The organism is Streptomyces roseirectus, assembly GCF_014489635.1.
GTDB lineage: Bacteria > Actinomycetota > Actinomycetes > Streptomycetales > Streptomycetaceae > Streptomyces > Streptomyces roseirectus.
In genome coordinates, this window is sequence record NZ_CP060828.1 from 3,215,791 (window position 1) to 3,242,204 (window position 26,414).

Sequence of the window (26,414 nt, forward strand, 5' to 3'; positions counted from 1 at the left end):
GCGGCCGTCCATGCGGCCGTCGTAACCTGGCAATCATGAAACAGTGCACGCACGCCGAGGCGCTGCCGCACCCGGATCCCGTCCCGCTGAGCGAGACGTGTCCGGAGTGTCTGCGGGCCGGTACCCACCCGGTGCAGTTGCGCCTGTGCCTGACGTGCGGGCATGTCGGCTGCTGCGACACCTCGCCCGGCCGGCACGCCACCGGGCACCACGAGGAGACGGGGCATCCGGTGATGCGGACGTTCGAGCCCGGCGAGGACTGGCGGTGGTGCTTCGTGGATCACGTCCTGGTGTGATCGGGAGCGGGTACGGTTCGAGAGTCTGATGCCGGGGTACGTCAACCCGGCGCGCGCTCTTCCGATTTGGGCCCGCAGACCCCCTAGACACGGAGCGTATTCAGAGTTTTACTGTGAGTGACGCCATGGGGTCGGGGTCCCGGGACAGGACGCTGGTGAGCGCGATAGCGTCACCGCTGCACCACACTTCGCGTTACCCCGGGGGGCGACGACCCTCGGCCCGAACAGCTTGTACCACCTTGGAGGTGAGGGTGTCCCAGATCGCAGGCGAGCCCGCGACCCAGGACTTCGTGGAAGTCCGGCTGCCGGCCGCGGGTGCCTACCTGTCGGTGCTGCGGACGGCCACGGCCGGCCTCGCGGCCCGTTTGGACTTCACCCTGGACGAGATCGAGGACCTGCGCATCGCGGTGGACGAGGCCTGCGCGATCCTGCTCCAGCAGGCCGTGCCCGGCTCGGTGCTCGGCTGCGTGTTCCGCCTCGTCGACGACTCGCTGGAGGTGACCGTCTCCGCGCCGACGACGGACGGCCACGCGCCCGCGCGGGACACGTTCGCGTGGACCGTGCTGTCCGCGCTCGCGGGCAAGGTGTCCTCCGCCGTCGACGACGACAAGACCGTCTCGATCAGCCTCTACAAACAGCGCGGCGCGGGCCCCGGGCCGGCGTGAGGGACGGGGACGGGCCGGTGCACAGCGATGAGCGCGGCGCGCGGCTGCCGACCGAGGAGGGCTTCCTCCCGGACGGCGCCCGCCGCATGGCGGACGGCATCGACGGCATTCCCGAGCAGGCCCGCCCGCATCCGCAGGACGACGGGCGGGATCTGGACGGGGCGCAGGACACCCCTGGCCGGGCCAGGACGGCTCGACAAAGGGCAACGGGCGGGACGATGAGCGAGCACGAGCGAGACGATCAACAGGGCGGCGTGGCCGCCGTGCCACACGGTCATCAGGACCGCAGCGAGGCGCGGGCGCTCTTCGTCGAGCTGCGGGGCCTGGCGGACGGCAGCCCCGAGTACGCGGAGCTGCGCAACCGGCTGGTCCGGATGCACCTCCCGCTCGTCGAGCACCTCGCGCGGCGGTTCCGCAACCGGGGCGAGCCGCTGGACGACCTGACGCAGGTCGCCACCATCGGGCTCATCAAGTCCGTGGACCGCTTCGACCCGGACCGCGGCGTCGAGTTCTCCACGTACGCGACACCCACCGTCGTCGGGGAGATCAAGCGGCACTTCCGGGACAAGGGGTGGGCCGTACGCGTCCCGCGCCGGCTCCAGGAACTGCGCCTCTCCCTCACCACCGCCACCGCCGAGCTCTCCCAGCAGCACGGGCGCTCCCCGACCGTCCACGAGCTCGCCGAGAAGCTGGCGATCTCCGAGGAGGAGGTCCTGGAGGGGCTGGAGTCCGCCAACGCGTACTCGACGCTCTCGCTGGACGTCCCCGACACGGACGACGAGTCGCCGGCCGTCGCCGACACGCTCGGCGCGGAGGACGAGGCGCTGGAGGGCGTCGAGTACCGCGAATCCCTCAAGCCGCTCCTCGAAGACCTCCCACCGCGCGAGAAGCGGATCCTCCTCCTGCGGTTCTTCGGCAACATGACGCAGTCGCAGATCGCCCAGGAGGTCGGCATCTCCCAGATGCACGTCTCCCGCCTGCTGGCCCGCACACTGGCCCAGCTCCGGGAGAAGCTGCTGGTGGAGGAGTGAGGGCCGCGGCGACCGCCACGGCGTGAGCGTCACTCCTGAGCGCCGGGCCCGCGGATCCCGAGGGCCCGGGTCGTCTCCCCGTTGACCAGCAGCACCAGCGCCACCACGGCGACGACGCCCAGCGCGATGCCCGCCGGGATGGCCACGCTGTCCGCCTGCACCAGGCTGTAGGCCACCGGCAACGCCATCACCTGCGTGACGATCGCGGGCCCTCGGCTCCAGCTCCGCTGTCCCAGCAGCCCCTTCGCGGCGAGCAGCGGCAGCAGCGCGAGCACCACCAGCGTGATCCCCCCGGTCACCGCGCCCTGCCGGTCGCCCGCGTCCCCGCCGATCCCCGCGACCAGCATCCACACACCCCCCACCACCAGCGCGGCCCCCTCCACCCCGGCCAGCACCGCCGCATACGTCACCCGCCGAGGCCGCACCCCCTGCCCCCCACCGGACGCCCGCACCGACTCAGAACCCTTCTCACTGCTCACCCCTGAAGCGTAACGGTCACCCCAGCCGGGGAAGGAGACCCCAGCCCCTCCCCGGCCGGGGCCAGAACCAGCAGCACTTCGCACCGAAGCCGACAGCCCGGCCGGGGAGTCGACCACCGGAACCGCGCGAGGGCGAGGGCAGCGGGGCAGCGGGGCAGCGGGGCAGCGGGGCAGCGGGGCAGCGGGGCAGCGGGGCAGCGGGGCAGCGGGGCAGCGGGGCAGCGGGGCAGCGGGGCAGCGGGGCAGCGGGGCAAGGCTGACATGGGGGCGATGGCCACAGAGCGAGGCGGGTACGGGGCCGGGGAGACGAGCCGGGGCCGGGCGGCCCGACATCTGCGCGGGGCCGACGAAGAGAGAGCGGCCAGCCGCCTCACCGGACAGCGCCGGCCCGCACAGGGAGCCCGCGACTGACACATGGGCCGCCGGACCGGGGAGCGCGGCCAGCCGGCACAGGGCACCGCCGATTCCCCTGCCCGCTTCCAGCCGCCCCCTCACCCAACCTCACCACCCGCTGCCTCGCCCCTCCCCCCCTCTCGCACCCCTCCCATCCCGCCCCGCGCACGCCCCCCGCGCTCACCCCCTCCCCCGCTCTCCCTCCCCACCCCACCCCGAAGCACTCCCGATCTCGCGCGCCCCCCCGACAACCCCCACGCGCCCCCGCGCCCTCTCCCCGGAGCCCTCGGCCTGATGAGGGTGTTCGTGGTGAGGGTCACCGTGGGATCTCTTACCGGTTCCCTACCTCGACCTGTGCCCGGTACCACCCAGTAGGTACGCTGCGATCCATGCGTGCACTTCTTGTGGTCAATCCGGCGGCGACGACGACGAGCGCGCGCAGGCGTGACGTGCTGATCCACGCGCTGGCGAGCGAGATGAAGCTGGAAGCGGTCACGACGGAGTACCGGGGGCACGCGAGGGACCTGGGCCGGCAGGCGGCACAGAGCAGCGACATCGACCTGGTCGTGGCGCTGGGCGGCGACGGCACGATCAACGAGGTCGTGAACGGCCTGCTGCACGCGGGCCCGGACCTGGAGAGGCTGCCGGGCCTGGCCGTGGTCCCCGGCGGCTCCACGAACGTGTTCGCGCGGGCCCTGGGCCTGCCCAACGACCCGGTGGAGGCGACCGGCGCCCTGCTGGACGCCCTGCGCCAGGGCAGCGAACGCACGGTCGGCCTGGGCATCGCGGCCGGCACCCCCGGCACCCCCGACGAGGCCGTCCCCGGCCGCTGGTTCACCTTTAACGCGGGCCTGGGATTCGACGCGAAAGTCATCGGCCGGGTCGAGCAACAGCGGGAACGTGGAAGGAAATCCACACACGCTCTTTACCTTCAGCAGGCACTGCGTCAGTTTCTCGGAGAACCCCACCGCAGGCACGGAACGATCACCCTGGAACGCGCCGGGGAAGAACCCGTGACCGATTTGGTGATGTCCATAGTCTGCAACACGGCTCCGTGGACCTATCTGGGCAATCGCCCGGTGTACGCGTCACCTAAGGCTTCGTTCGATACCGGCCTCGACGTGCTCGGTCTGAGCCGCCTCTCGACCCCCGCGCTCGCCCGGTATGCCACACAATTGCTCCTTTCGTCCCCCGAGAGGGGCCCCCAGGGCAAGCACGCGACCTCCCTCCACGATCTGGACCAGTTCACCTTGCATTCGAAGGTGCCGCTCCCGCTCCAGATGGACGGAGACCACCTCGGACTGCGCACCAGCGTGACGTTCACAGGCGTACGCCGTGCACTGCGTGTGATTGTGTGAGCAGAAAGGGCGGAAGTCCTTTCACTCGAACGTTTAGGCCAGGGTCCACCCCTTGGAAGTACGGCTGTGACCCAGTCGACACCGAGGAATCAAAAAAAACTTTCCAGAAGGGGTTGTATCCGCCGCTGAGGTTTGCGAGTCTCTACGTGGCGATCGGGACAGCCCGCAACACCGGCATCCACTGATCACCGGAACCCCTCTTCACGACACCAGGACCTCGCCAGGCACAGCTGGCTGGCGACCCTTCCCTTGTTGAGGGATTCGTGAAAGCGTTCACATTCACAAGCAACCCGCACGTAACACCCAAGGAGAGGTAGCAGCCATGGACTGGCGTCACAACGCCGTTTGCCGCGAGGAAGACCCCGAGCTCTTCTTCCCCATCGGCAACACCGGTCCTGCGCTGCTGCAGATCGAGGAAGCCAAGGCCGTCTGCCGGCGCTGCCCCGTCATGGATCAGTGTCTGCAGTGGGCGCTCGAGTCCGGTCAGGACTCGGGTGTCTGGGGTGGTCTCAGCGAGGACGAGCGCCGCGCCATGAAGCGCCGCGCCGCCCGCAACCGGGCCCGTCAGGCGTCTGCCTGACCTGTCCGCCCCGCTAAAACAGCCTGAGGTTGGCGGCGCGTACAGCAGGTACGCAGCTCCCGCCCCCGAACCGCAGCGCGCAGTACCCCCAAGCGCTCAGTACGACTTGCACAACTTGCACGAGTACCGCAGCAGGGAGCGATAGCCCCGGCCCACACGGACCGGGGCTCTTTGCTGCCCTGCGACAGCTCACTTCTGCGACTGCACCGGCACGTCCAGGATCACCTGGGTCCCGCCCTCCGGCCCCGGCACCATGTCGAAGCTGCCCCCCAACTCCCCCTCCACCAGCGTCCGGACGATCTGCAGCCCGAGGTTGCCCGAGGTGTGCGGGTCGAACCCGTCCGGCAGCCCGACGCCGTCGTCCTGGACGGTGACGAGGAGTCGCGCGTCCTTGGACGTCCCGCCGCGCACGGCCGTCACCTCCACGGTCCCGCTCTCACCCTCACGGAACCCGTGCTCCAGGGCGTTCTGCAAAATCTCGGTCAGGACCATCGAGAGCGGGGTGGCCACCTCGGCGTCGAGAATCCCGAACCGCCCGGTGCGCCGCCCGGTCACCTTGCCCGGCGAGATCTCGGCGACCATCGCGAGCACCCGGTCGGCGATCTCGTCGAACTCCACCCGCTCGTCCAGGTTCTGAGACAGCGTCTCATGGACGATGGCGATCGAGCCGACCCGGCGGACGGCCTCCTCCAGCGCCTCCCGCCCGCGTTCGGACTCGATGCGCCGGGCCTGGAGCCTGAGCAGGGCGGCGACCGTCTGGAGGTTGTTCTTCACCCGGTGGTGGATCTCCCGGATGGTCGCGTCCTTGGTGATCAACTCCCGCTCGCGGCGGCGCAGTTCGGTGACGTCCCGCAGGAGCACCAGCGAACCGATGCGGGTGCCCTTGGGCTTGAGGGGGATCGCCCGGAACTGGATCACCCCGTCGTTCGCCTCGATCTCGAACTCGCGCGGCGCCCAGCCGCTGGCGACCTTGGCCAGCGCCTCGTCCACCGGCCCACGTGTGGGGGCGAGTTCGGCCGTCGTCTGCCCGAGGTGGTGGCCGACGAGGTCGGAGGCGAGGCCCATGCGGTGGTACGCGGAGAGCGCGTTCGGGGAGGCGTACTGGACGATGCCGTCCGCGTCCAGGCGGATCAGGCCGTCGCCGACGCGCGGGGCGGCGTCCATGTCCATCTGCTGGCCGGCGAAGGGGAACGCGCCCGCCGCGATCATCTGGGCGAGGTCGGACGCGCTCTGGAGGTAGGTCAGCTCCAGGCGGCTCGGGGTGCGGACGGTCAGCAGGTTGGTGTTGCGGGCGATGACGCCGAGGACGCGGCCCTCGCGGCGCACGGGGATCGACTCGACCCGGACGGGGACCTCCTCGCGCCACTCCGGGTCGCCCTCGCGGACGATGCGGCCCTCGTCGAGGGCGACGTCCAGGAGCGGGCGGCGGCCCCGGGGAACCAGGTGGCCGACCATGTCGTCCTGATAGGAGGTGGGGCCCGTGTTGGGGCGCATCTGCGCCACCGAGACGTACCGCGTGCCGTCGCTCGTCGGGACCCACAGCACCAGGTCGGCGAAGGAGAGGTCGGAGAGCAGCTGCCACTCCGAGACCAGCAGGTGCAGCCACTCCAGGTCGGAGTCACCGAGAGCGGTGTGCTGGCGTACGAGTTCGTTCATGGAGGGCACATGAGCGAGCGTACCCGCCGGTTTGTTGCTGGCCGAAACGTGACGTCCGTACGAGGTGCTGGATCCCATCGTGACGACATACCCGGGGCGTGGGGCGGTGTACGCCTGTGAAAACACCCGCGGGCCGCGGCGCCTGAAGGGACCCTCAACCCTCGCGGCACCGCAGCCCGGAGCAATCTCGGCCGCGGGGTGTGCGGTCCCGGGCCGAAAGGTGAGGAGCCGGGGCAGTCAGGGCAGAGAGCACCGGTTCCTCGGTCCGCCCTCCTGTGCGGGGAGAACGGAAGTCACGCTGGTGTGGACGCTCTGTGCGTCTCAACGAAGCCTAGCCTGTGCGGGTTCCCTTGGGGGGCCTGAGGAGTGAGGGATTTCCCGCGCGATCGCCGCCGCGATGTTCAGCGGACGGACAACCGGCCGTCGACCGGCCGCAACCCGGCGGGCCGGGACATGTCGGCTAGATTAGAGTGGTCTAAACCACATGTCCATTTCGGCTTCTCCCAGAACGGCAGGCCAGCGTGGAAGTTGTGATCGTCCCGGACGCCGCCGCGGGCGGCGAACTCGTCGCCGAGGCCATCGTGCGGCTCCTGAACCGCAAGCCCGACGCGCTGCTCGGCGTGGCCACCGGCTCGACGCCCCTGCCGGTCTACCAGGCCCTCACGGCGCGCGTGCGCGCGGGCGACGCGGACGTCTCCCGGGTGCGGATAGCCCAGCTCGACGAGTACGTCGGCCTCCCCGCCGACCATCCCGAGTCCTACCGCTCGGTCCTCCACCGCGAAGTCCTCACGCCGCTCGGCATCCCCCTGAGCGCCTTCCTCGGTCCCGACGGCACCGCCTCCGACGTCCCCGCCGCCTGCGCCGCCTACGACCGCGCGCTCACCGAGTCCGGCGGCGTCGACCTCCAGATCCTCGGCATCGGCACGGACGGGCACATCGGCTTCAACGAGCCCTGCTCCTCCCTCGCGTCCCGCACCCGCATCAAGACCCTCACCGAGCAGACCCGCGTCGACAACGCCCGCTTCTTCGACGGCGACATCACCCAGGTCCCCCACCACGTCATCACCCAGGGCATCGGCACCATCCTCGAAGCCCGCCACCTCGTCCTCCTCGCCACCGGCGAAGGCAAGGCCGACGCGGTCGCCTCCACGGTCGAGGGCCCGATCTCCGCCTTCTGCCCCGCCTCCGCCCTCCAACTCCACCCCCACACCACGATCATCACCGACGAAGCCGCCGCCTCAAAGCTGAAGCTCGCCGACTACTTCCGCCACACCTACGCCAACAAACCGGCCTGGCAGGGCATCTGAGCAGCTAGCACGAGCGGGGGCGACGCTGGGAACAGCTCCCGGCACCACCCCGGCGAGGGGCAACACGCGACCGGGGCCTTCGCCATCGGCACGACCGAGAGCGACCGGCACGGACGAGGGCCGACAGGGATCAGCGACGGGCGGCTAACACGGGCGACGGGGACGGGCAGGGGACGACGGGACGGGGACGGGACGAGCAGGGGGCGACGGAGACGGGGACGGGACGGGCCGGGGGCGGCGGAGACGGGACGGGCAAGGAGCGACGGGCGACGGTCGACGGGTAAGAGGCGACGGGCACAGCCACCCGCACTCACCACCCCACGCTCACCCCCACCCACCCCAGGGGCGCGGGGAACTGCGCGACCAGCCACAACGAACCCGCACCCGGCCAACCACCCCCGCGCCCCGCCCCCTCACCGCACCCCCGCCAACACCTCCGCCGCCGCGACCCCACACACCCTCGCCGCCCCGTGCGTAGCGAGGTGGACGGCGCCCCGAGGAGGTGCGTGGGGGACGCCCATTTCGACGATGACCGTGTCGGGCCGGGCCCGGAGGAGGGTCGTCACGGCGGCGGACATCCAGCTGTGGCGATGCTCGTCGCGGACGACGGCGACGATGCGCCGGCCGCCCGCGGCGGCGAGGGCGGATGTACCCGCGTCGGCCCCGGCGAAGGTGCCGGTGAGGGTGCCGGGGAGGAGCCCGGCCAGAGCAGGCCCTAGCCCCCAGGGCGTCTCGTCGCCGACGGCGATGTTGGCGACGGGCGTGAACCCGGCGACGTACGGCGCGGCCGTGAGCGGGGTGAGCTGACCGGTGACCCGAAGGGCCCGGTGTGCCGCCTCCAGCCCGATGCCGGGGTTCGCCACGAGGCCGCCCGGCGTACGGGAGGCCGTCCAGCGGGCCAGCGCCCGCACCCGCCCCGCCGCGTCCGCGAGCCGTTCCTCGGCGAGTTCACCGGCGCGCACCGCAGCGACGAGGGCGTCCCGCAGCCGGCACACCGTGGCATCGTCGGCCAGCCCCCCGCCCACACAGATCGCGTCGGCCCCCGCGGCGATCGCGAGAACGGCCCCCCGCTCGACGCCGTACGTGGCGGCGACGGCCCGCATCTCCATCCCGTCGGTGATGATCAGCCCGTCGTAGCCGAGGTCACCCCGCAGGAGATCGGTGAGGACGGCACGGGAGAGCGTCGCGGGCCGGCCGGCGTCGAGGGCGGGCGTGAGGATGTGGGCCGTCATGATCGCGCGCACCCCGGCGTCGATGGCCGCGCGGAACGGCGGAAGATCCCGGCCGGCGAGGACGTCGTACGGCACGTCGATCCGCGGCAGCGACTCGTGCGAGTCGACGGACGTGTCCCCGTGCCCCGGGAAGTGCTTCGCGCAGGCCGCGACCCCCGCGGACTGGAGCCCGGTGACGTACGCGGCGGTGTGGCGGGCGGCCAGCGCGGGATCGGCGCCGAAGGAGCGCACGCCGATGACGGGGTTGCCGGGGTCGGTGTTGACGTCCGCGGACGGCGCCCAGTCGAGGTTGACGCCGCACGCGGCGAGTCGGCGCCCCAGTTCGGCGGCGACGCCGGACGTGAGGACGGTGTCGTCCACGACCCCCAGCGCGAGGTTCCCGGGGAACGAGGAACCCTGGCGCGCTTCGAGCCGGGTGACGTCGCCGCCCTCCTCGTCGACGGCGACCAGCACATCGGGCCGGACCTTGCGCAACTCGGCGGTGAGGTCGGCGAGTTGGCGGGGCCCGGTGATGTTGCGGCCGAACAGGCCGACGGCCGCGAGCCCTTCGTCGAGGCGGCGCAGCAGCCAGTCGGGGGCGGTCGTCCCGGTGAAGCCGGGCTGGAGGACGGCGAGCGCGTCCCGGTCCACGGTCGTCTCTGCCAACGCCACCCTCCGAATGGTGTAGACCAGCACCGCGAGCTTGGACCGGACCAAGGGGCGTGTCAAGGGCTCGGACGCCCTGGGCAGGGAGTTCTTACCGGACGGCGGAGCGGGACCGACCTGCCCGTACGGGCACCCGTACACACGATCCCGTGCCACGATGGGGTGCCGCGGCCGACGGGAGGTCGGCCCGTGCGAGCCGGGAAGGCAGGCCATGAGCACCGACGTCAGCAGTGCGGAGCACGAGGGTGGAGCGACCGTCCGTACCGCGCGTGTGCCCAAGTACTACCGTCTGAAGAAGCATCTGCTGGACATGACGGAGACCCAGGCACCGGGCACCGCCGTCCCGCCGGAACGCACGCTCGCGGCCGAGTTCGACACCTCCCGCACGACCGTCCGCCAGGCCCTCCAGGAGCTGGTCGTCGAGGGCCGCCTCGAACGGATCCAGGGCAAGGGCACGTTCGTCGCGAAGCCGAAGGTCTCCCAGGCGCTCCAACTCACCTCGTACACCGAGGACATGCACGCGCAGGGCCTGGAGCCGACCTCGCAGCTCCTGGACATCGGGTACGTCACCGCGGACGACCGGCTCGCCGGGCTCCTCGACATCGCCTCCGGCGGACGCGTGCTGCGCATCGAGCGGCTGCGCATGGCCAACGGCGAGCCGATGGCCATAGAGACGGCCCATCTCAGCGCCAAGCGCTTCCCGGCCCTGCGCCGCTCCCTCGTCAAGTACGCGTCCCTCTACACCGCCCTCGCCGAGGTGTACGACGTCCGGCTGGCGGAGGCCGAGGAGACGATCGAGACGTCGCTGGCGACACCGCGTGAGGCGGGGCTGCTCGGGACGGACGTCGGGCTGCCGATGCTCATGCTGTCCCGGCACTCGCTGGACCTGCGCGGGGAGCCCGTGGAGTGGGTGCGGTCGGTGTGGCGGGGCGACCGGTACAAGTTCGTGGCGCGGCTGAAGCGGCCGGTGGAATAACACAGGTCAAGGACGATATGCGGACAGGGCTTCCGCTGCGCTTTATCCGTCACTTAGATTGCCTGCGCATTGCAGTGGTGATCACAGCGAGGGGACGGAGCCGCCCGATGTCAGACACCCCACCCGAACGCGGGGAACCGGTGGTGACGCCCGTGCGCGTCGTCATCGCCCTGTGCCTGTTCGCGCCGTTCGTGGCGCTGCTCTGGGTCGGCTCGTACTCGAAGGTGGACCCGACGTTCATCGGCATCCCGTTCTTCTACTGGTACCAGATGCTGTGGGTGCTGATCTCGACCGCGCTCACCATGACCGCGTACCAGCTGTGGCAGCGTGACCAGCGCGCCCGCAAGGGGGGTGCGTCGAAGTGAAGGACGGCGTGAACGGCGTCGCGCTCGGCGTCTTCGTCTTCTTCTTCGTGGCCGTCACGGTCATGGGGTTCCTCGCGGCGCGCTGGCGCAAGGCCGAGAACGAGCAGTCGCTGGACGAGTGGGGGCTCGGCGGGCGGTCGTTCGGGACCTGGGTGACCTGGTTCCTGCTCGGCGGCGACCTCTACACGGCGTACACGTTCGTCGCCGTGCCCGCGGCGATCTACGCGGCCGGCGCCGCCGGGTTCTTCGCGGTGCCGTACACGATCCTGGTGTACCCGCTGATCTTCACGTTCCTGCCACGGCTGTGGTCGGTCTCGCACAAGCACGGGTACGTCACGACGTCCGACTTCGTGCGCGGGCGGTTCGGGTCCAAGGGGCTGTCCCTGGCGGTCGCGCTCACCGGGATCCTCGCGACGATGCCGTACATCGCGCTGCAACTCGTCGGGATCCAGGCCGTGCTGGACGTCATGGGCGTCGGGGGCGGCGAGGACACGAACTGGTTCGTGAAGGACCTGCCGCTGCTGATCGCGTTCGGTGTGCTGGCCGCGTACACGTACTCCTCGGGGCTGCGGGCGCCGGCGCTCATCGCGTTCGTCAAGGACACGCTGATCTACCTCGTCATCGCCGTCGCGATCATCTACATCCCGATCAAGCTGGGCGGGTTCGACGAGATCTTCGCCTCGGCGGGCGAGAAGTACACGGCGGCGAAGGCGGGCGGGCTCGTGCCGGCCGAGGCGGGGCAGTGGACGTACGCCACGCTGGCGCTCGGCTCCGCGCTGGCCCTGTTCATGTATCCGCACTCCATCACCGCGACGCTCTCCTCCAAGAACCGTGACGTGATCCGTCGCAACACCACGATCCTCCCGCTGTATTCCCTGATGCTCGGGCTGCTGGCGCTGCTCGGGTTCATGGCGATCGCGGCGAACGTGAACACGCACGGGAACAATCAGCTGGCCATCCCGCAGCTGTTCGAGGACATGTTCCCGGACTGGTTCGCGGGGGTCGCCTTCGCGGCGATCGGGATCGGGGCGCTGGTGCCGGCCGCGATCATGTCCATCGCCGCGGCCAACCTCTTCACGCGCAACATCTACAAGGACTTCCTCAAGCCCGAGGCGACGCCGGAGCAGGAGACGAAGATCTCCAAGCTGGTGTCGCTGCTCGTGAAGGTCGGCGCGCTGGTCTTCGTCCTGACGATGGACAAGACGGCCGCGATCAACTTCCAGTTGCTGGGCGGCATCTGGATCCTCCAGACGTTCCCGGCGCTCGTCGGTGGCCTCTTCACGCGCTGGTTCCACCGCTGGGCCCTGCTGGGCGGGTGGGCGGTCGGCATGGTCTACGGCACGATCACCGCGTACAACGTCGCCTCGCCGACCCAGAAGCACTTCGGCGGCTCCAACGACACGATCCCCGGCATCGGTGAGATGGGCTACATCGGCCTCACGGCGTTCGTCCTCAACGTCGCGGTGACGGTCGTCCTGACGTTCGTCCTCCGCGCGGCGAAGGCCCCCGACGGCATCGACGAGACCAGCCCCGCCGACTACACGGCCGACGCGGGCGACCCGGGCGTCCAGACGGAACTTCCCCCGGCGACTTCGGGAGCGGCCCACTAGCTCGATCGGCGAGGCTGTTCGGGCGGCTGCGGCACCGTCGTGGCTTGTCGCGCAGTTCCCCGCGCCCCTGAAGGATGCGCTGTCGCGCACCTTCAGGGGCGCGTTGCTATGGGCGCTGTAGAACTTCGTAATTTCCAACGCACTTAAGGGGCGCGGGGAACTGCGCGAACGGCCACAACGCACCCGCAGCCCGCCACGAACCGCACCCCCCACCCCCTCCCCGGCATCACAGTTCCCACCCACAAGTTGACGCTCCGAAGCCGATGCGACACAACATCTGGGGGTGCCACCACGGCCCGGCACTAGATGTATGCTCATGCTCGCTGTCGCCGCAGGGGAATCCGGTGCGAATCCGGAACTGTCCCGCAACGGTGTACTTGTGCGCGTATGCGCAGAGCGTCAGTCCGAGGACCTGCCGACGGCATACGCCCGGCCGTACCCAGGAACGGCCCGGCGTGCCCTGACGTCCGGGCCTCGCGGAGTGGGCCGGGGTGCAAACGCGCCGTGTGTTTGTGCTGCCCCCTGCCCGCAAGGCCCCTTGCCGAGCGAGGGAGAGCCTCACGTGACCATCGCGCCAGCCGAACCGGCTTCAGAGGTCCAGGCGGTCGAGACCGAGAACGACGGCCCCGGAGCCGCGTTGCTGCGGACCCTGACGGAGCTGACCGCCGACCTCCCCGACGCCGACCCCGGCCGGGTCGCCGCCGCGGCCCTGCGCGGCCGGTCCGCCCGCGCGGACGAGGCCGAGCTGCGTGAGCTGGCCACGGAGGCCGCCGCGGGCCTGATCTCGGAGGACCCGGCGTACTCCCGTCTCGCCGCCCGCCTACTGACGATCAGCATCCGCGCCGAGGCCGCCTCCCAGAGTGTGACGACGTTCACGGAGTCGATCTCGGTCGGCCACCGCGAGGGCCTGATCGCCGACCGCACCGCCGAGTTCGCCCGCGTCCACGCCACGCACCTCGACGGCCTGATCGACCCCGCCGCCGACGACCGCTTCGGCTACTTCGGCCTGCGCACCCTGCACAGCCGTTACCTGCTGCGTCACCCGATCACCCGCAAGGTGATCGAGACGCCCCAGCACTTCCTGCTCCGGGTCGCCTCGGGACTGGCCGAGGACGACACCGTCCGCGCCCTGGACGAAGTCGCCGCCCTGTACGGCCTGATGAGCCGCCTGGACTATCTCCCGTCCTCCCCCACGCTCTTCAACTCCGGCACCCGGCACCCCCAGATGTCGTCCTGCTACCTCCTGGACTCCCCCAAGGACGAGCTGGACTCCATCTACGACCGCTACCACCAGGTCGCGCGCCTGTCGAAGCACGCCGGCGGCATCGGCCTGTCGTACTCCCGCATCCGCTCCCGGGGTTCGCTGATCCGCGGCACCAACGGGCACTCCAACGGCATCGTGCCGTTCCTGAAGACGCTGGACGCGAGTGTCGCGGCCGTGAACCAGGGCGGGCGGCGCAAGGGCGCGGCGGCGGTGTACCTGGAGACCTGGCACTCCGACATCGAGGAGTTCCTGGAGCTGCGGGACAACACCGGCGAGGACGCCCGCCGCACGCACAACCTGAACCTCGCGCACTGGATCCCGGACGAGTTCATGCGCCGCGTGAACGCCGACCAGGAGTGGTCGCTGTTCTCCCCCTCGGACGTCCCCGAGCTGGTCGACCTGTGGGGCGACGAGTTCGACGCGGCGTACCGCAAGGCGGAGGCCGCCGGGCTCGCCAAGAAGACGATCCCGGCGCGTGACCTGTACGGCCGCATGATGCGCACGCTCGCGCAGACCGGCAACGGCTGGATGACGTTCAAGGACGCCGCGAACCGCACGGCGAACCAGACCGCCGAGCCGGGTCACGTCGTCCACTCGTCCAACCTGTGCACGGAGATCCTGGAGGTCACGGACGACGGTGAGACGGCCGTCTGCAACCTGGGTTCGGTGAACCTGGGCGCGTTCGTGACCGGCTCCGACATCGACTGGGAGCGGCTGGACGAGACCGTCCGCACCGCCGTGACCTTCCTCGACCGCGTCGTCGACATCAACTTCTACCCGACCGAGCAGGCGGGGCGTTCCAACGCGAAGTGGCGTCCGGTGGGCCTGGGGGCGATGGGCCTTCAGGACGTGTTCTTCAAGCTGCGGCTGCCGTTCGACTCGGCCGAGGCGAAGGCGCTGTCGACGCGGATCGCCGAGCGGATCATGCTGGCCGCGTACGAGGCGTCGGCCGACCTCGCCGAGCGCAGCGGGCCACTGCCCGCGTGGGACAAGACCCGGACGGCCCGTGGTGTGCTGCACCCCGACCACTTCGGCGTCGAGTTCACCTGGCCGGAGCGCTGGGCCGCCCTGCGGGAGCGGATCGCGTCGACGGGGCTGCGCAACTCGCTGCTCCTGGCGATCGCGCCGACCGCGACGATCGCGTCCATCGCGGGCGTCTACGAGTGCATCGAGCCGCAGGTGTCCAACCTGTTCAAGCGCGAGACACTGTCCGGGGAGTTCCTTCAAGTCAACTCGTACCTGGTGCAGGACCTCAAGGACCTCGGCGTGTGGGACGCCCGGACCCGGGAGGCGCTGCGCGAGGCCAACGGCTCGGTGCAGGACTTCGTGTGGATCCCGGAGGAGGTGCGGGCGCTGTACCGCACGGCGTGGGAGATCCCGCAGCGCGGTCTGATCGACATGGCCGCCGCGCGCACGCCGTACCTGGACCAGGCGCAGTCCCTGAACCTGTTCCTGGAGACGCCGACCATCGGCAAGCTCTCCTCGATGTACGCGTACGCCTGGAAGTCCGGGCTGAAGACGACGTACTACCTGCGTTCGCGCCCGGCGACCCGCATCGCCCGCGCGGCCCAGGCGTCCGTCCCCGTCCAGCAGGCCGCCGACCCCGACGCGGTCGCCTGCTCCCTCGAAAACCCCGAGTCCTGCGAGGCATGCCAGTAATGACCACCGAAGCCAAGAAGAACCTGCTCGACCCCGGCTTCGAGCTGACGCTTCGTCCGATGCGCTACCCGGACTTCTACGAGCGCTACCGGGACGCGATCAAGAACACGTGGACGGTCGAGGAGGTGGACCTCCACTCGGACGTCGCGGACCTCGCGAAGCTGTCGCCGGAGGAGCAGCACCTGATCGGGCGGCTGGTGGCGTTCTTCGCGACGGGTGACTCGATCGTCGCGAACAACCTCGTGCTGACGCTGTACAAGCACATCAACTCCCCCGAGGCGCGGCTGTATCTGAGCCGTCAGCTGTTCGAGGAGGCCGTGCACGTCCAGTTCTATCTGACGCTGCTGGACACGTACCTTCCCGACCCGGAGGACCGTGCCGCCGCGTTCGCGGCCGTGGAGAACATCCCCTCGATCCGCGAGAAGGCCGAGTTCTGCTTCAAGTGGATCAACGAGGTCGAGAAGCTGGACAGCCTGCGGACGCAGGCCGACCGGCGCCGCTTCCTGCTGAACCTGATCTGCTTCGCCGCGTGCATCGAGGGCCTGTTCTTCTACGGCGCCTTCGCGTACGTCTACTGGTTCCGCAGCCGGGGTCTCCTGCACGGCCTCGCGACCGGCACGAACTGGGTCTTCCGCGACGAGACGATGCACATGAGCTTCGCGTTCGACGTGGTCGACACGGTCCGCAAGGAGGAGCCGGAGCTGTTCGACGACGCCCTCCAGCAGCAGGTCACCGACATGCTGAAGGAGGCCGTCGAGGCGGAGCTCCAGTTCGCCCGCGACCTCTGCGGCGAGGGCCTGCCCGGCATGAACACCGAGTCGATGCGCCAGTACCTCGAATGCGTCGCCGACCAGCGCCTCACCCGCCTCGGCTTCGCCCCCGTCTACGGCTCCGAGAACCCCTTCTCCTTCATGGAACTCCAGGGCGTCCAGGAGCTCACCAACTTCTTCGAACGCCGCCCGTCCGCGTACCAGGTCGCCGTGGAGGGCACGGTCGACCTGGACGAGGACTTCTGAGCTACTTCAGGGTCACGGCCGCCCCGGCCGACGCGGTGGAAGCGACCGCGTTCGTGCCGGGGTAGTACCACCGCCAGCTCCCCGAGGCCGTCACCGCGACCTTGGCACCGGCCTTCCCGGCGCCGTCCGTCTTCACGGTCTTCACCGTGCTGTACCGGGCGGCGCCGTTCTTCCTGAACTGGAGCTGCGCCGTCTGCCGCGCGTACCCCTGATACTTCCGGCTCTCCCAGTTGGCCTGCGTGAGCTGCCCGGAGACCGTGATCAGGGCCCCCTTGGCAGCCTTGGCAGGAGCGGCGACGGTGAACTTGGCCGCGCGCCGGACCTGGTAGGCGGCGATGCTGTCGGAGATCCAGTAGTCCCCGTCGTTCGCGTTGACGGTGGCGTTGACCGTCCACACGCCCGCTGTCCGGTTGGTGTCGATGTCGTCGGTGTACCTGATCGAGGCCGCGTCGATGCTCATCGTCGCGGTGCAGACGGACGTGGTCCTCGACTTCTTGACGCAGGTAACCCCGGTCCAGTCCGCGAAACCGTAGCCGCTGAGCTGCTTGTAGGTGCTGACCCGGCTGACCTTCTTCACCCCCGAGTCGTCCTTGACGGTGATGGCGATCGAGTAGGTGACCTTGCCGGCCGTCCCGACGGTCACGCTCTTCCCGCCGTTGACGACGGCCGACACCACCCGGATGTCGCCCCTGCCCTCGGCATGTGCTCCCGTCGCCGTCACCAGCGTCAGGGCCGCGGCGGCGCCTACCGCGGCCCAGAGTCTGGCGCTTCTTCCGCGCATGAACCCCCCTTTGTCCTAGGTGCCGTGAGGGTACCCGCCCGCTACCGGGACACCGGGCGCAGTCTCAGGTTCTTGGGGCGGAGGGTGATGCCGATGCGGTGGCGGGGGTCGGAGTCCCGGGTCTCCTCGAAGGTGAACGCCGAGGCCATCGTGGCGGTGAGGAGGGTCATCTCGGCCATGGAGAAGTGGTCGCTCGGGCACTTGCGGTTGCCGACGCTGAAGGGGCTCATCGCGTATTTGGGGACCTCCTCGGAGGCGCCGGGGAGCCAGCGGTCGGGGTCGAACACCTCGGCCCTGCGGTAGGAGCGGGGATCCCGCTGGAGCGCGTAGGGGCTGTAGACGATGTCGGCGCCGGCGGGAATGCGGTATCCGCCGAGGACCGTGTCGGTGACCGCGCGCCGGGTCAATATCCATACGGCCGGATAGAGCCGCAATGTCTCGACGACCACATTCCCGGTGTACGCCAGACTGCGGACGTCGTCGAATCCCACGGGCCGGTCGCCCACCACGTTTTTCACCTCCGCCCGGATCTTGTCGGCGTGTTCGGGGTACTCGGTGAGCACCAGCAGCAGCGACATGATCATGGACCCCACGGTTTCGCTGCCCGGCGTGAGTATCGCGATGACCTGGTCGTGGATCTCCTGCTCTCCGATGGGTTCGCCATTCTCGTCCGTCGCCTCCAGCAAAGCCGTCAGCAAATCGTCGGGCTTTTGCCCGGACGCGCGCCGGTCGGCGACGATCTCGTCGACGAGGAGGTGCAAATCGGCCAGCGCGCGGTTGAATTCGCGGTTGGCCGGAAGCGGCACGCGATAAAGCGGTCCGAGGGGTACGACCATGCGTTGGTACATACCGCTGAACAGCGCCGCGAGGTCGGCGCAGATCCGTTCGGCCCGCTCGTCCATGTAGCTGCCGCGCATGAGGCAGCGCGCGGCGATCCGGGTGGCGACGCGGAACGACTCGGTGGTGACGTCGAGGACGTCCAGGCCGCGCCACCGCTCGACCAGGGCCCGCGCCTCCTCCTCCATGACGGGCCCGTAGCCGGGTATCGCGTCGAGCCTGAACGCGGGCTGTATGGTGCGCCGTTGGCGCCGGTGCAGGGGCCCGTTGGCGGTGGCGACGCCCTCCTTGCCGAGCAGGCTCTCCAGGGACTCCCAGAGGGGCCCGGCGATGATGTAGTCGGGGCTGAGGGCGACCTCGCCGACGAGTTCGGGCGCGGTGACGGCGTACACCGTCTTGGGCCCGAGCCCGAGGCGGACGACGTCCCCGTGGTCGCGCAGCCCGGTGAGGAAGTCCAGCGGGGTGCGGGCCAGTTTCCAGCCGTGGCCGAGCAGCGGGAGTCCGCCGCCGGCGAGGGGCGGCTCGGCCGTGGCCGTCCGTACCGATTCGAGGGTCATCTACATTTCTCCCGACAGCGCGTTGTCGACATAGGGGGGCGTGGACCGGTCGTCCCAGCTGTCGACCATGTACCGGCCGGACTCGTGGTGGAACCAGTAGACGGAACTGAACCAGTTCCGCATATTGCCGAGGCAGCCGAGGACGGCGTCGCGGATTTCCTTGTCGCCGAGGCCGTCCGCGAAAAGGCGTGTCTCCTTCTCGGCGTCGAGGAAATCGGCGATGCTGCCCAGGACGCGCCGCCTCAGTTCCTCGACGGATTCCTCCAGAGTCAGCCCTTCATGGACGATGAGGCTGATTCCGAGATTGTGGACCTCGTCGCCCGCGATTTCCTTGGGCAGGGAACAGAGGTCGTTGTACCAGGCGGCGAATTCCTGGCTGAGCAGGGCGGCCCGCCGGAATGCGCGGTGTTTCCGCACGGCGTCCGGGAGTTCACGTCCCGCGGCCGCCTCCAGGAGGTCCGTCCATATCCAGTGCGCGAAGGTGAGCCGCCTCAGGGCGAGGTATTCGCCGACCGGCGGGACCCGGGCCTCGACGCGGTTGCGGAACTCGCGGTCGTAGGCGTCGATCACCTCGTGGAAGTGCCGGGCGAAGCGGGCGTTCCAGGTGGCGGGCAGGAAGCCGTAGAGCCGCAGCACGCTGTCGGCGAGGCCCGCGACCAGCGGGTCCTGGTGGTGCAGATGGGCCGCGGGGGCGTCGAGGGCCTGGTGGAGCAGGGCTTTGAGGCGCCGCCAGGCTCCGGTGCGGCCGTGCACGATGTGGCGGTCGTGGCGGTCGTCCCAGACGAAGAACCAGGCGCTGTAGTCGGCGATGGCCTGGAGCACCGCGTCGGGTGCGCCGAGGTAGTAGCCGGCCATCAGGTCCGTGTAGCACAAGCCATCGGCATATTCCGCGACCTTGTCGGGGGGCATCAGCCGCTTTTCCAGCAGCCAGTGCCGCGTGTTCTGCTGCAACCGTGGCCAATACGGGTGCAGTCGCCGGGGAAACTCCGCCTCGATGACCGGCAGGGAGAGCGACGGCGGAACCGCGCCGCGTGCGCCGCCGGTCCTGCTGCTGTGTTTGGTGCTCGGTGGGAAAGCTGGCACGAACAACCCCTCTCGGCCGCCTGTCGCGCACGCTCCTCCCGCTGTGCCGGGCGTGCGCCGTTGCGTATCCCCGCTCTTCCCATTCAGCACCACAACTGACCGTTCTGGGAACGGATTTGCTTCATTCACCACCCCAGAATGCTGAGATTCCACCCCACGATGACTGGTTATGGATCAGAACATGCGCTTAAGCGATCGACCGTGCGACGGACATACGAACGACGCCCGGCCGGAGGGGTTCCGGGCCGGGCGTCGGAGGGGGTCAGCCTGGGGCGTCAGTCGTTGGCGACGACGGGGTAGCGGGGCTCGTTCTCGGCCATCTGCCGCAGCGCTTCCTTGCGTTCGCGCTTGGAGAGCCGGTCGATGTAGAGGTAGCCGTACAGGTGGTCGGTCTCGTGCTGCAAACACCGTGCGAAGAAGCCGGTGCCGCGGACCTTGATGGGGTTGCCGCGCTCGTCCTGGCCGGTGACCTCGGCGTAGTCGGGGCGGGCCAGTGGGGCATATGCGGTCGGCACGGACAGGCAGCCCTCGTTGCCGTCGTCCAGGCGCCGCTTGTCGGCGGGGAGTTCGACGAGCTTCGGGTTGCAGACGACGCCGGTGTGGCGCACCCCGTCGTCGTCCGGGCAGTCGTAGACGAACACCTTCAGGTCGACGCCGACCTGGTTGGCGGCGAGGCCGACGCCCTCGGCGGTGCGCTGCGAGGCGAACATGTCGTCGACGAGCTTCAGCAGGGCGTCGTCGAACTCGGTGACGTCCTTGCACTCCTTGTGCAGGACCGGGTTCCCCACGACGGTGATGGGCAGCGAGGTGCCGCGCTCGCGGTAGGCGGCCTCGCGCTCCTCGGTGTCCTCGGTGTCGATGACGAAGCCCTCGTCGTCCACGGGGAGCACGCCCGCGTGCTGCTGATCGGTGTCCTGCTGGGCCATGACGAGGTGAGCCTTCCTGCAACGCGAAGAAATTCTGCGGGTACAGCCTAAGGGGCCCGGTGCGCGGGGGTCGGCCTCAGCGGGAGCACCGAAACGGTTCAGCAGACCTCTTCCAGGTCCCGCCAGTCCCGCGAGTCCGGGCTGTCCGCGACCCACCCGTCCAGCAACCCCCTGACCAGCGCGGCCGGCGCGGCCACCCCGCACTCCCGCTCCGGCACCCACAGCTGCCCGTCCGTCCGGTGCCCGAGCGGTCCCGGCTGGCCCGGCTCGCTGTGGTCGTGCGGATCGAGGTGTTCCCCGTCGCCCTCGTCGGACGGCATCCGCGACTCGGAGCACATCCGGCACAGCAGCCGCACGGACGACGACCAGTCCTCGGCGGCGAACCCGGCGTCGGCGGCGAGCTGTTCCAGCGCGTCCCGGTCGGCCTCGGTCGCGGCCTCCAGGAGGACGACCCAGGTCGGCACGGGCGAGGGCGCCCACAGCTCGATCTCGTCGAAGACGGGGTAGGAGTGCCCGGCGGAGGTGGTCCGCTCGCCGTGCGGCACCCCGTCGTGCAGGACGACCTCGCCCCAGCGCCGCCCGGACGACGGCAGCGGGATCGACAGCACCTCCACGCGCGCGGGGTCGAGCCGCCGTCCCCACACCACCTCGGCCTCGCCCTCGGGCGACAGGCGGACGGCCGCGCTGCCGAGGTCCATGCCGACGGGTTCGGCGGACGAGGAGGCGCCGGCGCCGCCCGGCACGTTCAGCCCGTACGCCTGCCAGGCGCGGCGGGCCAGCGGCCAGTCCTGGAGGGCGGTCGCGGCGATGCCGACGTTCCACCAGTCGGGGGCGCCCGCGTCCCGGTCCAGGAGGGCGACGGCCCTGAGGCCCGCGGCGCGCGCCTGTTCCCAGTCGTGCCGGAACTTGTGCAGGAGGGCCAGGTTGAACCAGGACTCCGACAGCCAGGGCTCCAGGTCGGCGGCGCGGGTCAGCAGCGCGCCCGCGTCCTCGTAGCGGCCGTCGCCGATCAGCGTGAACGCGCGATCCGTGGCCTGCCGCCAGGAGGCGGAGGGCCGGTGCCGTCCCTTGCCGAAGATCCTCACATCACCACCCGCCAGTTCCCCGGACACCCTCTGTTCCTCGCATCAAACCACGTGCGGCCGGGAGGGCGCTCCCTACCCATGGGTTACCCAGGGGCGCGCGGGGCAATACGGCTCGCCGGACAGAACCCGCGCGAGCGCCGAGACGACCTCGGGCGCGTACTGGCCGCCGGTGCCGAGCCGCAGTTCCTCCAGCGCGCTGAGCGGCCCGCACGCGCGCGCCTTCTCCTCGTACGCGTTCACCACCCGCACGATCCGCGCGGCCCGCGGCTGTCCCGGCCCCGGGTCGGCCTGCCGTTCGACGACGGCGGCGACCTGCGCGCCCGCGCCGGTCTGGCGGACGACGGCCCCGCCGAGGAGGGCGATCCGGCGCTGTTCCTCGGGCGGGAGCGGGGAGGTGGCGCCCTCGGGGACCGGGTCGACGAGGCTGAGCTGGCCGATGTCGTGCATCAGCGCCGCGTACTCCAGGACCGTCAACTCCGGCTCGGTGAGCCCCAGTTCCCGGCCGACGGCCTGGCAGAGCGCGGCGACGCGGTGGGCGTGCCCGGCGGGGGTGTACCCGGCGATCTCGGTGGCGCGCGCGAGGGAGGCGATCGTCTGCCGGTAGGTCGCCCGCACGGCCGCGTACCGCCTGAGCGCGACCTGCGTCAGCAGCAGCGGCACCGAGAACAGCGGCAGCGCCCACAGTCCGACGACGGCCACCGCGAGCGCCGTCACCGCGCCGGTCGCGCACATCGCCGACCCGATGCCGGGGACGGCCCGCAGTTCGTCGCGCAGCAGCGGGCCGTACGGCCATCCCGTGCGCGCGTGCGCGAGGGCCGCCGCCACGACCGCGTCACACAACGCCGTCAGCACGAGCAGCGTCAGCAGCAGCGCCGCGTACCCCGGCCCGTCCGCGACGAACCCCCGGTTGAACAGCGGCTGGAAGCACAACGCGGCGAACCCGACGGCGAGCACGCGCCGCACCAGGTGATCGACGACGCCGCACCGCCCGCGCGCGATGTGCGGCACGTTGCCCAGCAGCGACGCGACGGCGACCACCGCGACGACCTGCGCGGCCCCGTGCCGGGTCGGCGCCCCGGCGTCGTCCCCCAGCAGCGCGTACGCCAACGACCCGGCGGCCCCCAGCGGCGCCATGTCCCGCACGCCGGGGCCGCTCCACCGCATGACCTCCCCGACCGCGATCAGCGTCCCGAACGCGAGCGCGGTGCCCCCGTCCCGGACGCCCTGCACGCCGGTGAGGAGGAGACAGAGGACGACGGCGAGGGCGGCGGAGGCGTGGAGGGCGGCGAGGGAAAGGGAACGCGCGTTCATCGGCGTACCCCGTCCTCGGGCACGGGGTCCTGCTGGGCGGCGTCCCCAGGCACCCCCGGCTCCTCCGCCGTGACCACCGGATGCCATCCCCACCGGCCCAGGGCCCGTGCCAGCGCCTCCACCATCCGTGGGTCGAACTGGGTTCCGGCGCAGCGGCGAAGTTCCTCGAGGGCGACGGGGACCGGGCGGGCGCGGCTGTAGGAGCGGGTGGAGGTCATGGCGTCGAAGGCGTCCGCGACGGCGACCACGCGGGCCGGTTCGGGGATGCGGTCGCCGGCGAGGCCGTAGGGGTAGCCGGTGCCGTCGAGGCGTTCGTGGTGGTGGAGGATCGCCGAGCGGGCCTCGCCGAGGAAGGCGATGCCGCGGGTGATCTCGTGCCCGTACTCGGGGTGCAGTTCGATGACGCGCCGCTCCTCGGCCGTCAGCGGCCCGTCCTTGCGCAGCAGCCGCGTCGGCACGCCGAGTTTGCCGACGTCGTGGAGGATCCCGGCGAAGCGGATCAGCTCGACGCGCTCGTCGTCCATGCCCAGCTCGCGGGCGATCATCACGGACGCCTGCCCGACCCGTTCGCTGTGCCCGCGCGTGTACTCGTCCTTGATGTCGACGGCCTGCACGAGCGCCCGGATGGTCGCGCTGTGCGCGGCGCGTTCCCGCTGCACCTGGGCGAACACCCACCAGGCCACCCACATCGGCAGCAGCACGAGCAGCGCGGCGAGCGGCCCGTAGGGACTGCGCCACAGCACCGCCATCATCAGCCCGGCCAGCCCGTGCACGGCCAGCGGAGCCAGCGCCCGCCCCAGCACCGGCCGCCGCACGGGCCCCTCGGCGAGCGTCCGCACGGCGCTGTCGAGCAGCCCGAGGACGGCCCAGTACACGAGGACGGCGGCACACGCGGGCGCCAGCGCGTACGGGAACTCGGGCGTGACGACGGCGTCCCGCCCGCCGAACCCCCAGTGCACCCGCCCCGCGCACCACACGGCGACGGCGGCCGAGGCCCCCCGCCACACCTTCCGCACCCACCCCACGGACGCGCACAGCGCCCCCGGCAGCGGGACGAGCGCGGCGGCGGGCGGCGGCAGCAGGAACGCGGCGGCGAGCAGCACGGGGTGGAACGTCCCCCGGACGGCCCGCTCCCCGGCCGCGTGCACCAGGGCGAGCAGCGCGACGGCGGCCCAGGGCGTACGGCTGGACGGCACGCACATCAAGACGGCGACGGCCGCCACACACCCCACGAAAACCCGCGCCCGCCCCGGAATAGCCTCCACGGACGGGAAGCCTAGGGACGGGCGTACGGGACGCACGGGGTAACCAGAGGTAGTACCCCGTTCGAGTGAAGGGTGGTGCCTCAGGTCTCCTGAGGTGCGCTCGTGACGTCGTGGTCGGGCACGGCCTGTCCGGAGCGGATCAGCTCGATGCGGCCCATCACCTTCGCGCGCAGGTCGGCCGGCACGTCGTCCTGCCCGCAGCAGCGCTTGACCAGCTTCTTCACGGCCTGTTCGAGGCCGTACTTCTCCAGGCAGGGAGAGCACTCGTCGAAGTGGTGCTGGAACTTGTCCCGGTCGATGACGGGCATCTCGCTGTCAAGGTACTCGTACAGATGGTCGAGGACCTCGGAGCAGTCCGTCTCGTGGGGATCTCCGCAGCTCATGAGCCCGAGCCTTTCGCTTCGTTCGACTCCCCCGCGCCGGCCGGGACGAGTCCGCGCTCACGCGCGTAGTCCTCCAGCATGCCGCGCAGTTGGCGCCGGCCCCGGTGCAGCCGGGACATCACCGTACCGATGGGTGTCCCCATGATGTCGGCGATCTCCTTGTACGCAAAGCCCTCGACGTCGGCAAGATAGACGGCGATCCGGAACTCCTCGGGGATCGCCTGGAGCGCTTCCTTGACGTCCGAGTCGGGCAGGTGGTCCAGCGCCTGCGACTCGGCGGAGCGCAGTCCCGTCGACATGTGGGACTCGGCGCGCGCGAGCTGCCAGTCCTCGATCTCCTCGGCCGCGCTGCGCTGGGGCTCGCGCTGCTTCTTGCGGTACGAGTTGATGAACGTGTTGGTGAGGATCCGGTACAGCCACGCCTTCAGGTTGGTGCCCTCGCGGAACTGGTGGAAGGACGCGTACGCCTTCGCGTACGTCTCCTGCACGAGGTCTTCCGCGTCGGCGGGGTTGCGTGTCATACGCAGCGCCGCCGAGTACATCTGGTCGAGGAATTCGAGCGCGTCCCGCTCGAAGCGCGCGCTGCGCTCCGCGGTCGACTCGTTCACGCCCCGGCCCTCGGGCTGCTCCGCCTGGCCGTGTTCGGTCCCTGCGTCGGTACCGGTGACCGGACCCACCTCCTCAAGATTCCAGGCGGCGTCGAGGCCGATGCCACCAGAATCGGAGGATAGACGACGATCCGGTCCGCCCGCCGCCCGAATAGGGCCGGTCTTCGCCGCGTGCAGCACCGTCCAGTCCAGGTCGGAGCGGCTGGAGCGGTTCGGGCAGATGGTCGAACCCATGCGGCGGACTTCCTCTCTTACAGCCTTCTCGCGTTCTCTGTCCGCCTCAACAGTCTTGGGCCGTGCGGCATTCCCCGATCCCCTCGATCCATGCGGCCACGGCGTCCGTGATGACCGTCACTGTCATCTCCTGCGTGACGCCGCACCGCTTCGGCACCGCGAACCCGTGATCCCCGAACGGCACCTCCACCATCCCGAACTCCCCCTCCGGAAACTCCCCCGGCTTCCCGAAGGGATCGTTGGCGCCCTGCACAACAAGCGTCGGCACCCCGGCCCCCAGCAGTTCGGCCGCGCGGGACTTCTCGGGCTTCCCCGGCGGATGCAGCGGAAAACTCAACGCCAGCACCCCCACCGCCCCCAACTCCCGAGCCGTCCGACAAGCAACCCGCGCCCCCGCGGACCTCCCCCCGGCCACCACCGGAACCCCCTTCGCGGCCACCACCCCCCAAACCCCCCGCCACCCCACATCCAACGTCCTCGGCGCCGGCGCCACCTTCTTCCCCGCCACCCGCCACGGCTGCTCCACCAACGCAACAGTCACCCCCTCCCCGGGCAACGTCTCAGCCAGCCCTTGAAGATCCCTGGCCTCGATCCCCCCACCCGCCCCATGCCCAACAGCCAACACAAGCCGCGCCTTCTTCGCCGCCCGCCAGGTGATCCGCGCATCCCCGGCCTCCGTGGAAACAATCTCGCTGGTCATGCGGAGAGCGTGCCAGAGCCCGACGCCGACCCACGCCCCGGCACGCGCCTGCGCCCGGGGGGACGCCGCGAGGTCCGGGCCCGGGAACGCGGCGGGACCGAAGCACACCGGG

The 26,414-nt window shown here is 70.7% G+C and carries 24 protein-coding genes and 1 riboswitch; of the genes, 11 read left to right on the forward strand and 13 right to left on the reverse strand.

The annotated features are described in order from the left end of the window. Nucleotides 1-35: 35 nt before the first annotated feature. From IAG44_RS13115 to IAG44_RS13125, 3 genes are all read left to right on the forward strand, one after another. On the forward strand, nt 36-296 hold the full coding sequence (locus IAG44_RS13115; protein ID WP_187747309.1) for a UBP-type zinc finger domain-containing protein: 261 nt from the start codon (nt 36-38) through the stop codon (nt 294-296). A gap of 251 nt (nt 297-547) precedes the next feature. After that, nucleotides 548-961, forward strand: a complete 414-nt coding sequence (locus tag IAG44_RS13120; protein WP_010353612.1) for an ATP-binding protein — start codon at nt 548-550, stop codon at nt 959-961. Nucleotides 962-978: 17 nt separating this feature from the next. Continuing rightward, the gene (locus IAG44_RS13125) at nt 979-1,992 is read left to right on the forward strand and encodes an RNA polymerase sigma factor SigF (RefSeq protein WP_246561681.1); all 1,014 of its coding nucleotides are present in this window, start codon (nt 979-981) and stop codon (nt 1,990-1,992) included. A gap of 29 nt (nt 1,993-2,021) precedes the next feature. Here IAG44_RS13125 and IAG44_RS13130 read toward each other — a convergent pair whose 3' ends face one another. Next, nucleotides 2,022-2,471: a hypothetical protein gene (locus tag IAG44_RS13130; RefSeq protein ID WP_187747311.1), complete on the reverse strand. Its 450-nt coding sequence runs from the start codon at nt 2,469-2,471 to the stop codon at nt 2,022-2,024. 782 nt (nt 2,472-3,253) lie between these two features. Here IAG44_RS13130 and IAG44_RS13135 point away from each other — a divergent pair. Continuing rightward, nucleotides 3,254-4,222, forward strand: a complete 969-nt coding sequence (locus IAG44_RS13135) for a diacylglycerol/lipid kinase family protein (protein ID WP_187747312.1) — start codon at nt 3,254-3,256, stop codon at nt 4,220-4,222. Nucleotides 4,223-4,544: 322 nt separating this feature from the next. Continuing rightward, the gene (locus tag IAG44_RS13140; protein WP_006142322.1) at nt 4,545-4,802 is read left to right on the forward strand and encodes a WhiB family transcriptional regulator; all 258 of its coding nucleotides are present in this window, start codon (nt 4,545-4,547) and stop codon (nt 4,800-4,802) included. 189 nt (nt 4,803-4,991) lie between these two features. Here IAG44_RS13140 and IAG44_RS13145 read toward each other — a convergent pair whose 3' ends face one another. Then, entirely contained in the window at nt 4,992-6,458 is a 1,467-nt protein-coding gene (locus tag IAG44_RS13145; RefSeq protein ID WP_187752653.1) for a sensor histidine kinase, read from the reverse strand. A gap of 521 nt (nt 6,459-6,979) precedes the next feature. On the opposite strand from IAG44_RS13145, the gene nagB reads away from it, so the two are divergent. Continuing rightward, entirely contained in the window at nt 6,980-7,765 is a 786-nt protein-coding gene (gene nagB, locus IAG44_RS13150; protein ID WP_187747313.1) for a glucosamine-6-phosphate deaminase, read from the forward strand. A 413-nt stretch (nt 7,766-8,178) separates the two neighbouring features. Here nagB and IAG44_RS13155 read toward each other — a convergent pair whose 3' ends face one another. Further along, nucleotides 8,179-9,648, reverse strand: coding sequence for a glycoside hydrolase family 3 protein (locus tag IAG44_RS13155; protein ID WP_425508445.1), 1,470 nt, complete (start codon nt 9,646-9,648; stop codon nt 8,179-8,181). Between the two features lie 205 nt (nt 9,649-9,853). On the opposite strand from IAG44_RS13155, the gene IAG44_RS13160 reads away from it, so the two are divergent. The 5 genes from IAG44_RS13160 to IAG44_RS13180 all read left to right on the forward strand — a co-directional run bounded on the left by IAG44_RS13160 (nt 9,854) and on the right by IAG44_RS13180 (nt 16,532). Continuing rightward, a complete protein-coding gene (locus tag IAG44_RS13160; RefSeq protein WP_187747314.1) occupies nt 9,854-10,618 on the forward strand; it encodes a GntR family transcriptional regulator in 765 nt (254 codons plus the stop codon). Nucleotides 10,619-10,725: 107 nt separating this feature from the next. Further along, on the forward strand, nt 10,726-10,983 hold the full coding sequence (locus IAG44_RS13165; RefSeq protein WP_187747315.1) for a DUF3311 domain-containing protein: 258 nt from the start codon (nt 10,726-10,728) through the stop codon (nt 10,981-10,983). Beyond that, nucleotides 10,980-12,593, forward strand: coding sequence for a monocarboxylate uptake permease MctP (gene mctP / locus IAG44_RS13170; RefSeq protein ID WP_187747316.1), 1,614 nt, complete (start codon nt 10,980-10,982; stop codon nt 12,591-12,593). The genes IAG44_RS13165 and mctP overlap by 4 nt, the downstream gene beginning before the upstream one ends. Nucleotides 12,594-12,893: 300 nt before the next feature. Further along, a riboswitch (cobalamin riboswitch) is annotated at nt 12,894-13,027 on the forward strand. A gap of 128 nt (nt 13,028-13,155) precedes the next feature. Next, nucleotides 13,156-15,516, forward strand: a complete 2,361-nt coding sequence (locus tag IAG44_RS13175) for a ribonucleoside-diphosphate reductase subunit alpha (protein ID WP_187747317.1) — start codon at nt 13,156-13,158, stop codon at nt 15,514-15,516. Continuing rightward, the gene (locus IAG44_RS13180; protein WP_187747318.1) at nt 15,516-16,532 is read left to right on the forward strand and encodes a ribonucleotide-diphosphate reductase subunit beta; all 1,017 of its coding nucleotides are present in this window, start codon (nt 15,516-15,518) and stop codon (nt 16,530-16,532) included. Before IAG44_RS13175 ends, IAG44_RS13180 begins: the two co-directional genes overlap by 1 nt. 1 nt (nt 16,533) lies before the next feature. Here IAG44_RS13180 and IAG44_RS13185 read toward each other — a convergent pair whose 3' ends face one another. The 10 genes from IAG44_RS13185 to IAG44_RS13230 form a co-directional block, all read right to left on the reverse strand. Further along, nucleotides 16,534-17,313 carry a hypothetical protein gene (locus IAG44_RS13185; protein ID WP_187747319.1) on the reverse strand — a complete coding sequence of 260 codons (780 nt, stop codon included), beginning with the start codon at nt 17,311-17,313 and terminating at the stop codon, nt 16,534-16,536. Between the two features lie 41 nt (nt 17,314-17,354). After that, nucleotides 17,355-18,707: a bifunctional albaflavenone monooxygenase/terpene synthase gene (locus IAG44_RS13190; protein ID WP_187747320.1), complete on the reverse strand. Its 1,353-nt coding sequence runs from the start codon at nt 18,705-18,707 to the stop codon at nt 17,355-17,357. Then, a complete protein-coding gene (locus IAG44_RS13195) occupies nt 18,708-19,790 on the reverse strand; it encodes a terpene synthase family protein (protein ID WP_187747321.1) in 1,083 nt (360 codons plus the stop codon). 275 nt (nt 19,791-20,065) lie between these two features. Continuing rightward, entirely contained in the window at nt 20,066-20,716 is a 651-nt protein-coding gene (gene def / locus IAG44_RS13200; RefSeq protein ID WP_187747322.1) for a peptide deformylase, read from the reverse strand. 98 nt (nt 20,717-20,814) lie between these two features. Continuing rightward, nucleotides 20,815-21,801, reverse strand: coding sequence for a tetratricopeptide repeat protein (locus IAG44_RS13205; RefSeq protein WP_187752655.1), 987 nt, complete (start codon nt 21,799-21,801; stop codon nt 20,815-20,817). A gap of 72 nt (nt 21,802-21,873) precedes the next feature. Further along, nucleotides 21,874-23,112: an HD-GYP domain-containing protein gene (locus IAG44_RS13210; RefSeq protein WP_187747323.1), complete on the reverse strand. Its 1,239-nt coding sequence runs from the start codon at nt 23,110-23,112 to the stop codon at nt 21,874-21,876. Continuing rightward, nucleotides 23,109-24,377, reverse strand: coding sequence for an HD-GYP domain-containing protein (locus tag IAG44_RS13215; RefSeq protein WP_187747324.1), 1,269 nt, complete (start codon nt 24,375-24,377; stop codon nt 23,109-23,111). The genes IAG44_RS13210 and IAG44_RS13215 overlap by 4 nt, the downstream gene beginning before the upstream one ends. Nucleotides 24,378-24,457: 80 nt before the next feature. Continuing rightward, a complete protein-coding gene (gene rsrA, locus IAG44_RS13220; protein WP_187747325.1) occupies nt 24,458-24,760 on the reverse strand; it encodes a mycothiol system anti-sigma-R factor in 303 nt (100 codons plus the stop codon). After that, nucleotides 24,757-25,437, reverse strand: coding sequence for an RNA polymerase sigma factor SigR (gene sigR / locus IAG44_RS13225; protein WP_187752656.1), 681 nt, complete (start codon nt 25,435-25,437; stop codon nt 24,757-24,759). The genes rsrA and sigR overlap by 4 nt, the downstream gene beginning before the upstream one ends. Nucleotides 25,438-25,648: 211 nt before the next feature. After that, nucleotides 25,649-26,302: an alpha/beta hydrolase family protein gene (locus tag IAG44_RS13230; protein WP_187747326.1), complete on the reverse strand. Its 654-nt coding sequence runs from the start codon at nt 26,300-26,302 to the stop codon at nt 25,649-25,651. Nucleotides 26,303-26,414 lie beyond the last annotated feature (112 nt).

What these genes read in the sequence shown, in the direction of transcription:
- IAG44_RS13115 (WP_187747309.1), top strand. Translation starts at nt 36, where the DNA reads ATGAAACAGTGCACGCACGCCGAGGCGCTGCCGCACCCGGATCCCGTC.
- IAG44_RS13135 (WP_187747312.1), top strand. Translation starts at nt 3,254, where the DNA reads ATGCGTGCACTTCTTGTGGTCAATCCGGCGGCGACGACGACGAGCGCG.
- IAG44_RS13140 (WP_006142322.1), top strand. Translation starts at nt 4,545, where the DNA reads ATGGACTGGCGTCACAACGCCGTTTGCCGCGAGGAAGACCCCGAGCTC.
- IAG44_RS13145 (WP_187752653.1), bottom strand. Translation starts at nt 6,458, where the DNA reads ATGAACGAACTCGTACGCCAGCACACCGCTCTCGGTGACTCCGACCTG.
- IAG44_RS13160 (WP_187747314.1), top strand. Translation starts at nt 9,854, where the DNA reads ATGAGCACCGACGTCAGCAGTGCGGAGCACGAGGGTGGAGCGACCGTC.
- IAG44_RS13165 (WP_187747315.1), top strand. Translation starts at nt 10,726, where the DNA reads ATGTCAGACACCCCACCCGAACGCGGGGAACCGGTGGTGACGCCCGTG.
- IAG44_RS13180 (WP_187747318.1), top strand. Translation starts at nt 15,516, where the DNA reads ATGACCACCGAAGCCAAGAAGAACCTGCTCGACCCCGGCTTCGAGCTG.
- IAG44_RS13185 (WP_187747319.1), bottom strand. Translation starts at nt 17,313, where the DNA reads ATGCGCGGAAGAAGCGCCAGACTCTGGGCCGCGGTAGGCGCCGCCGCG.
- IAG44_RS13190 (WP_187747320.1), bottom strand. Translation starts at nt 18,707, where the DNA reads ATGACCCTCGAATCGGTACGGACGGCCACGGCCGAGCCGCCCCTCGCC.
- def (WP_187747322.1), bottom strand. Translation starts at nt 20,716, where the DNA reads ATGGCCCAGCAGGACACCGATCAGCAGCACGCGGGCGTGCTCCCCGTG.
- IAG44_RS13210 (WP_187747323.1), bottom strand. Translation starts at nt 23,112, where the DNA reads ATGAACGCGCGTTCCCTTTCCCTCGCCGCCCTCCACGCCTCCGCCGCC.
- rsrA (WP_187747325.1), bottom strand. Translation starts at nt 24,760, where the DNA reads ATGAGCTGCGGAGATCCCCACGAGACGGACTGCTCCGAGGTCCTCGAC.
- IAG44_RS13230 (WP_187747326.1), bottom strand. Translation starts at nt 26,302, where the DNA reads ATGACCAGCGAGATTGTTTCCACGGAGGCCGGGGATGCGCGGATCACC.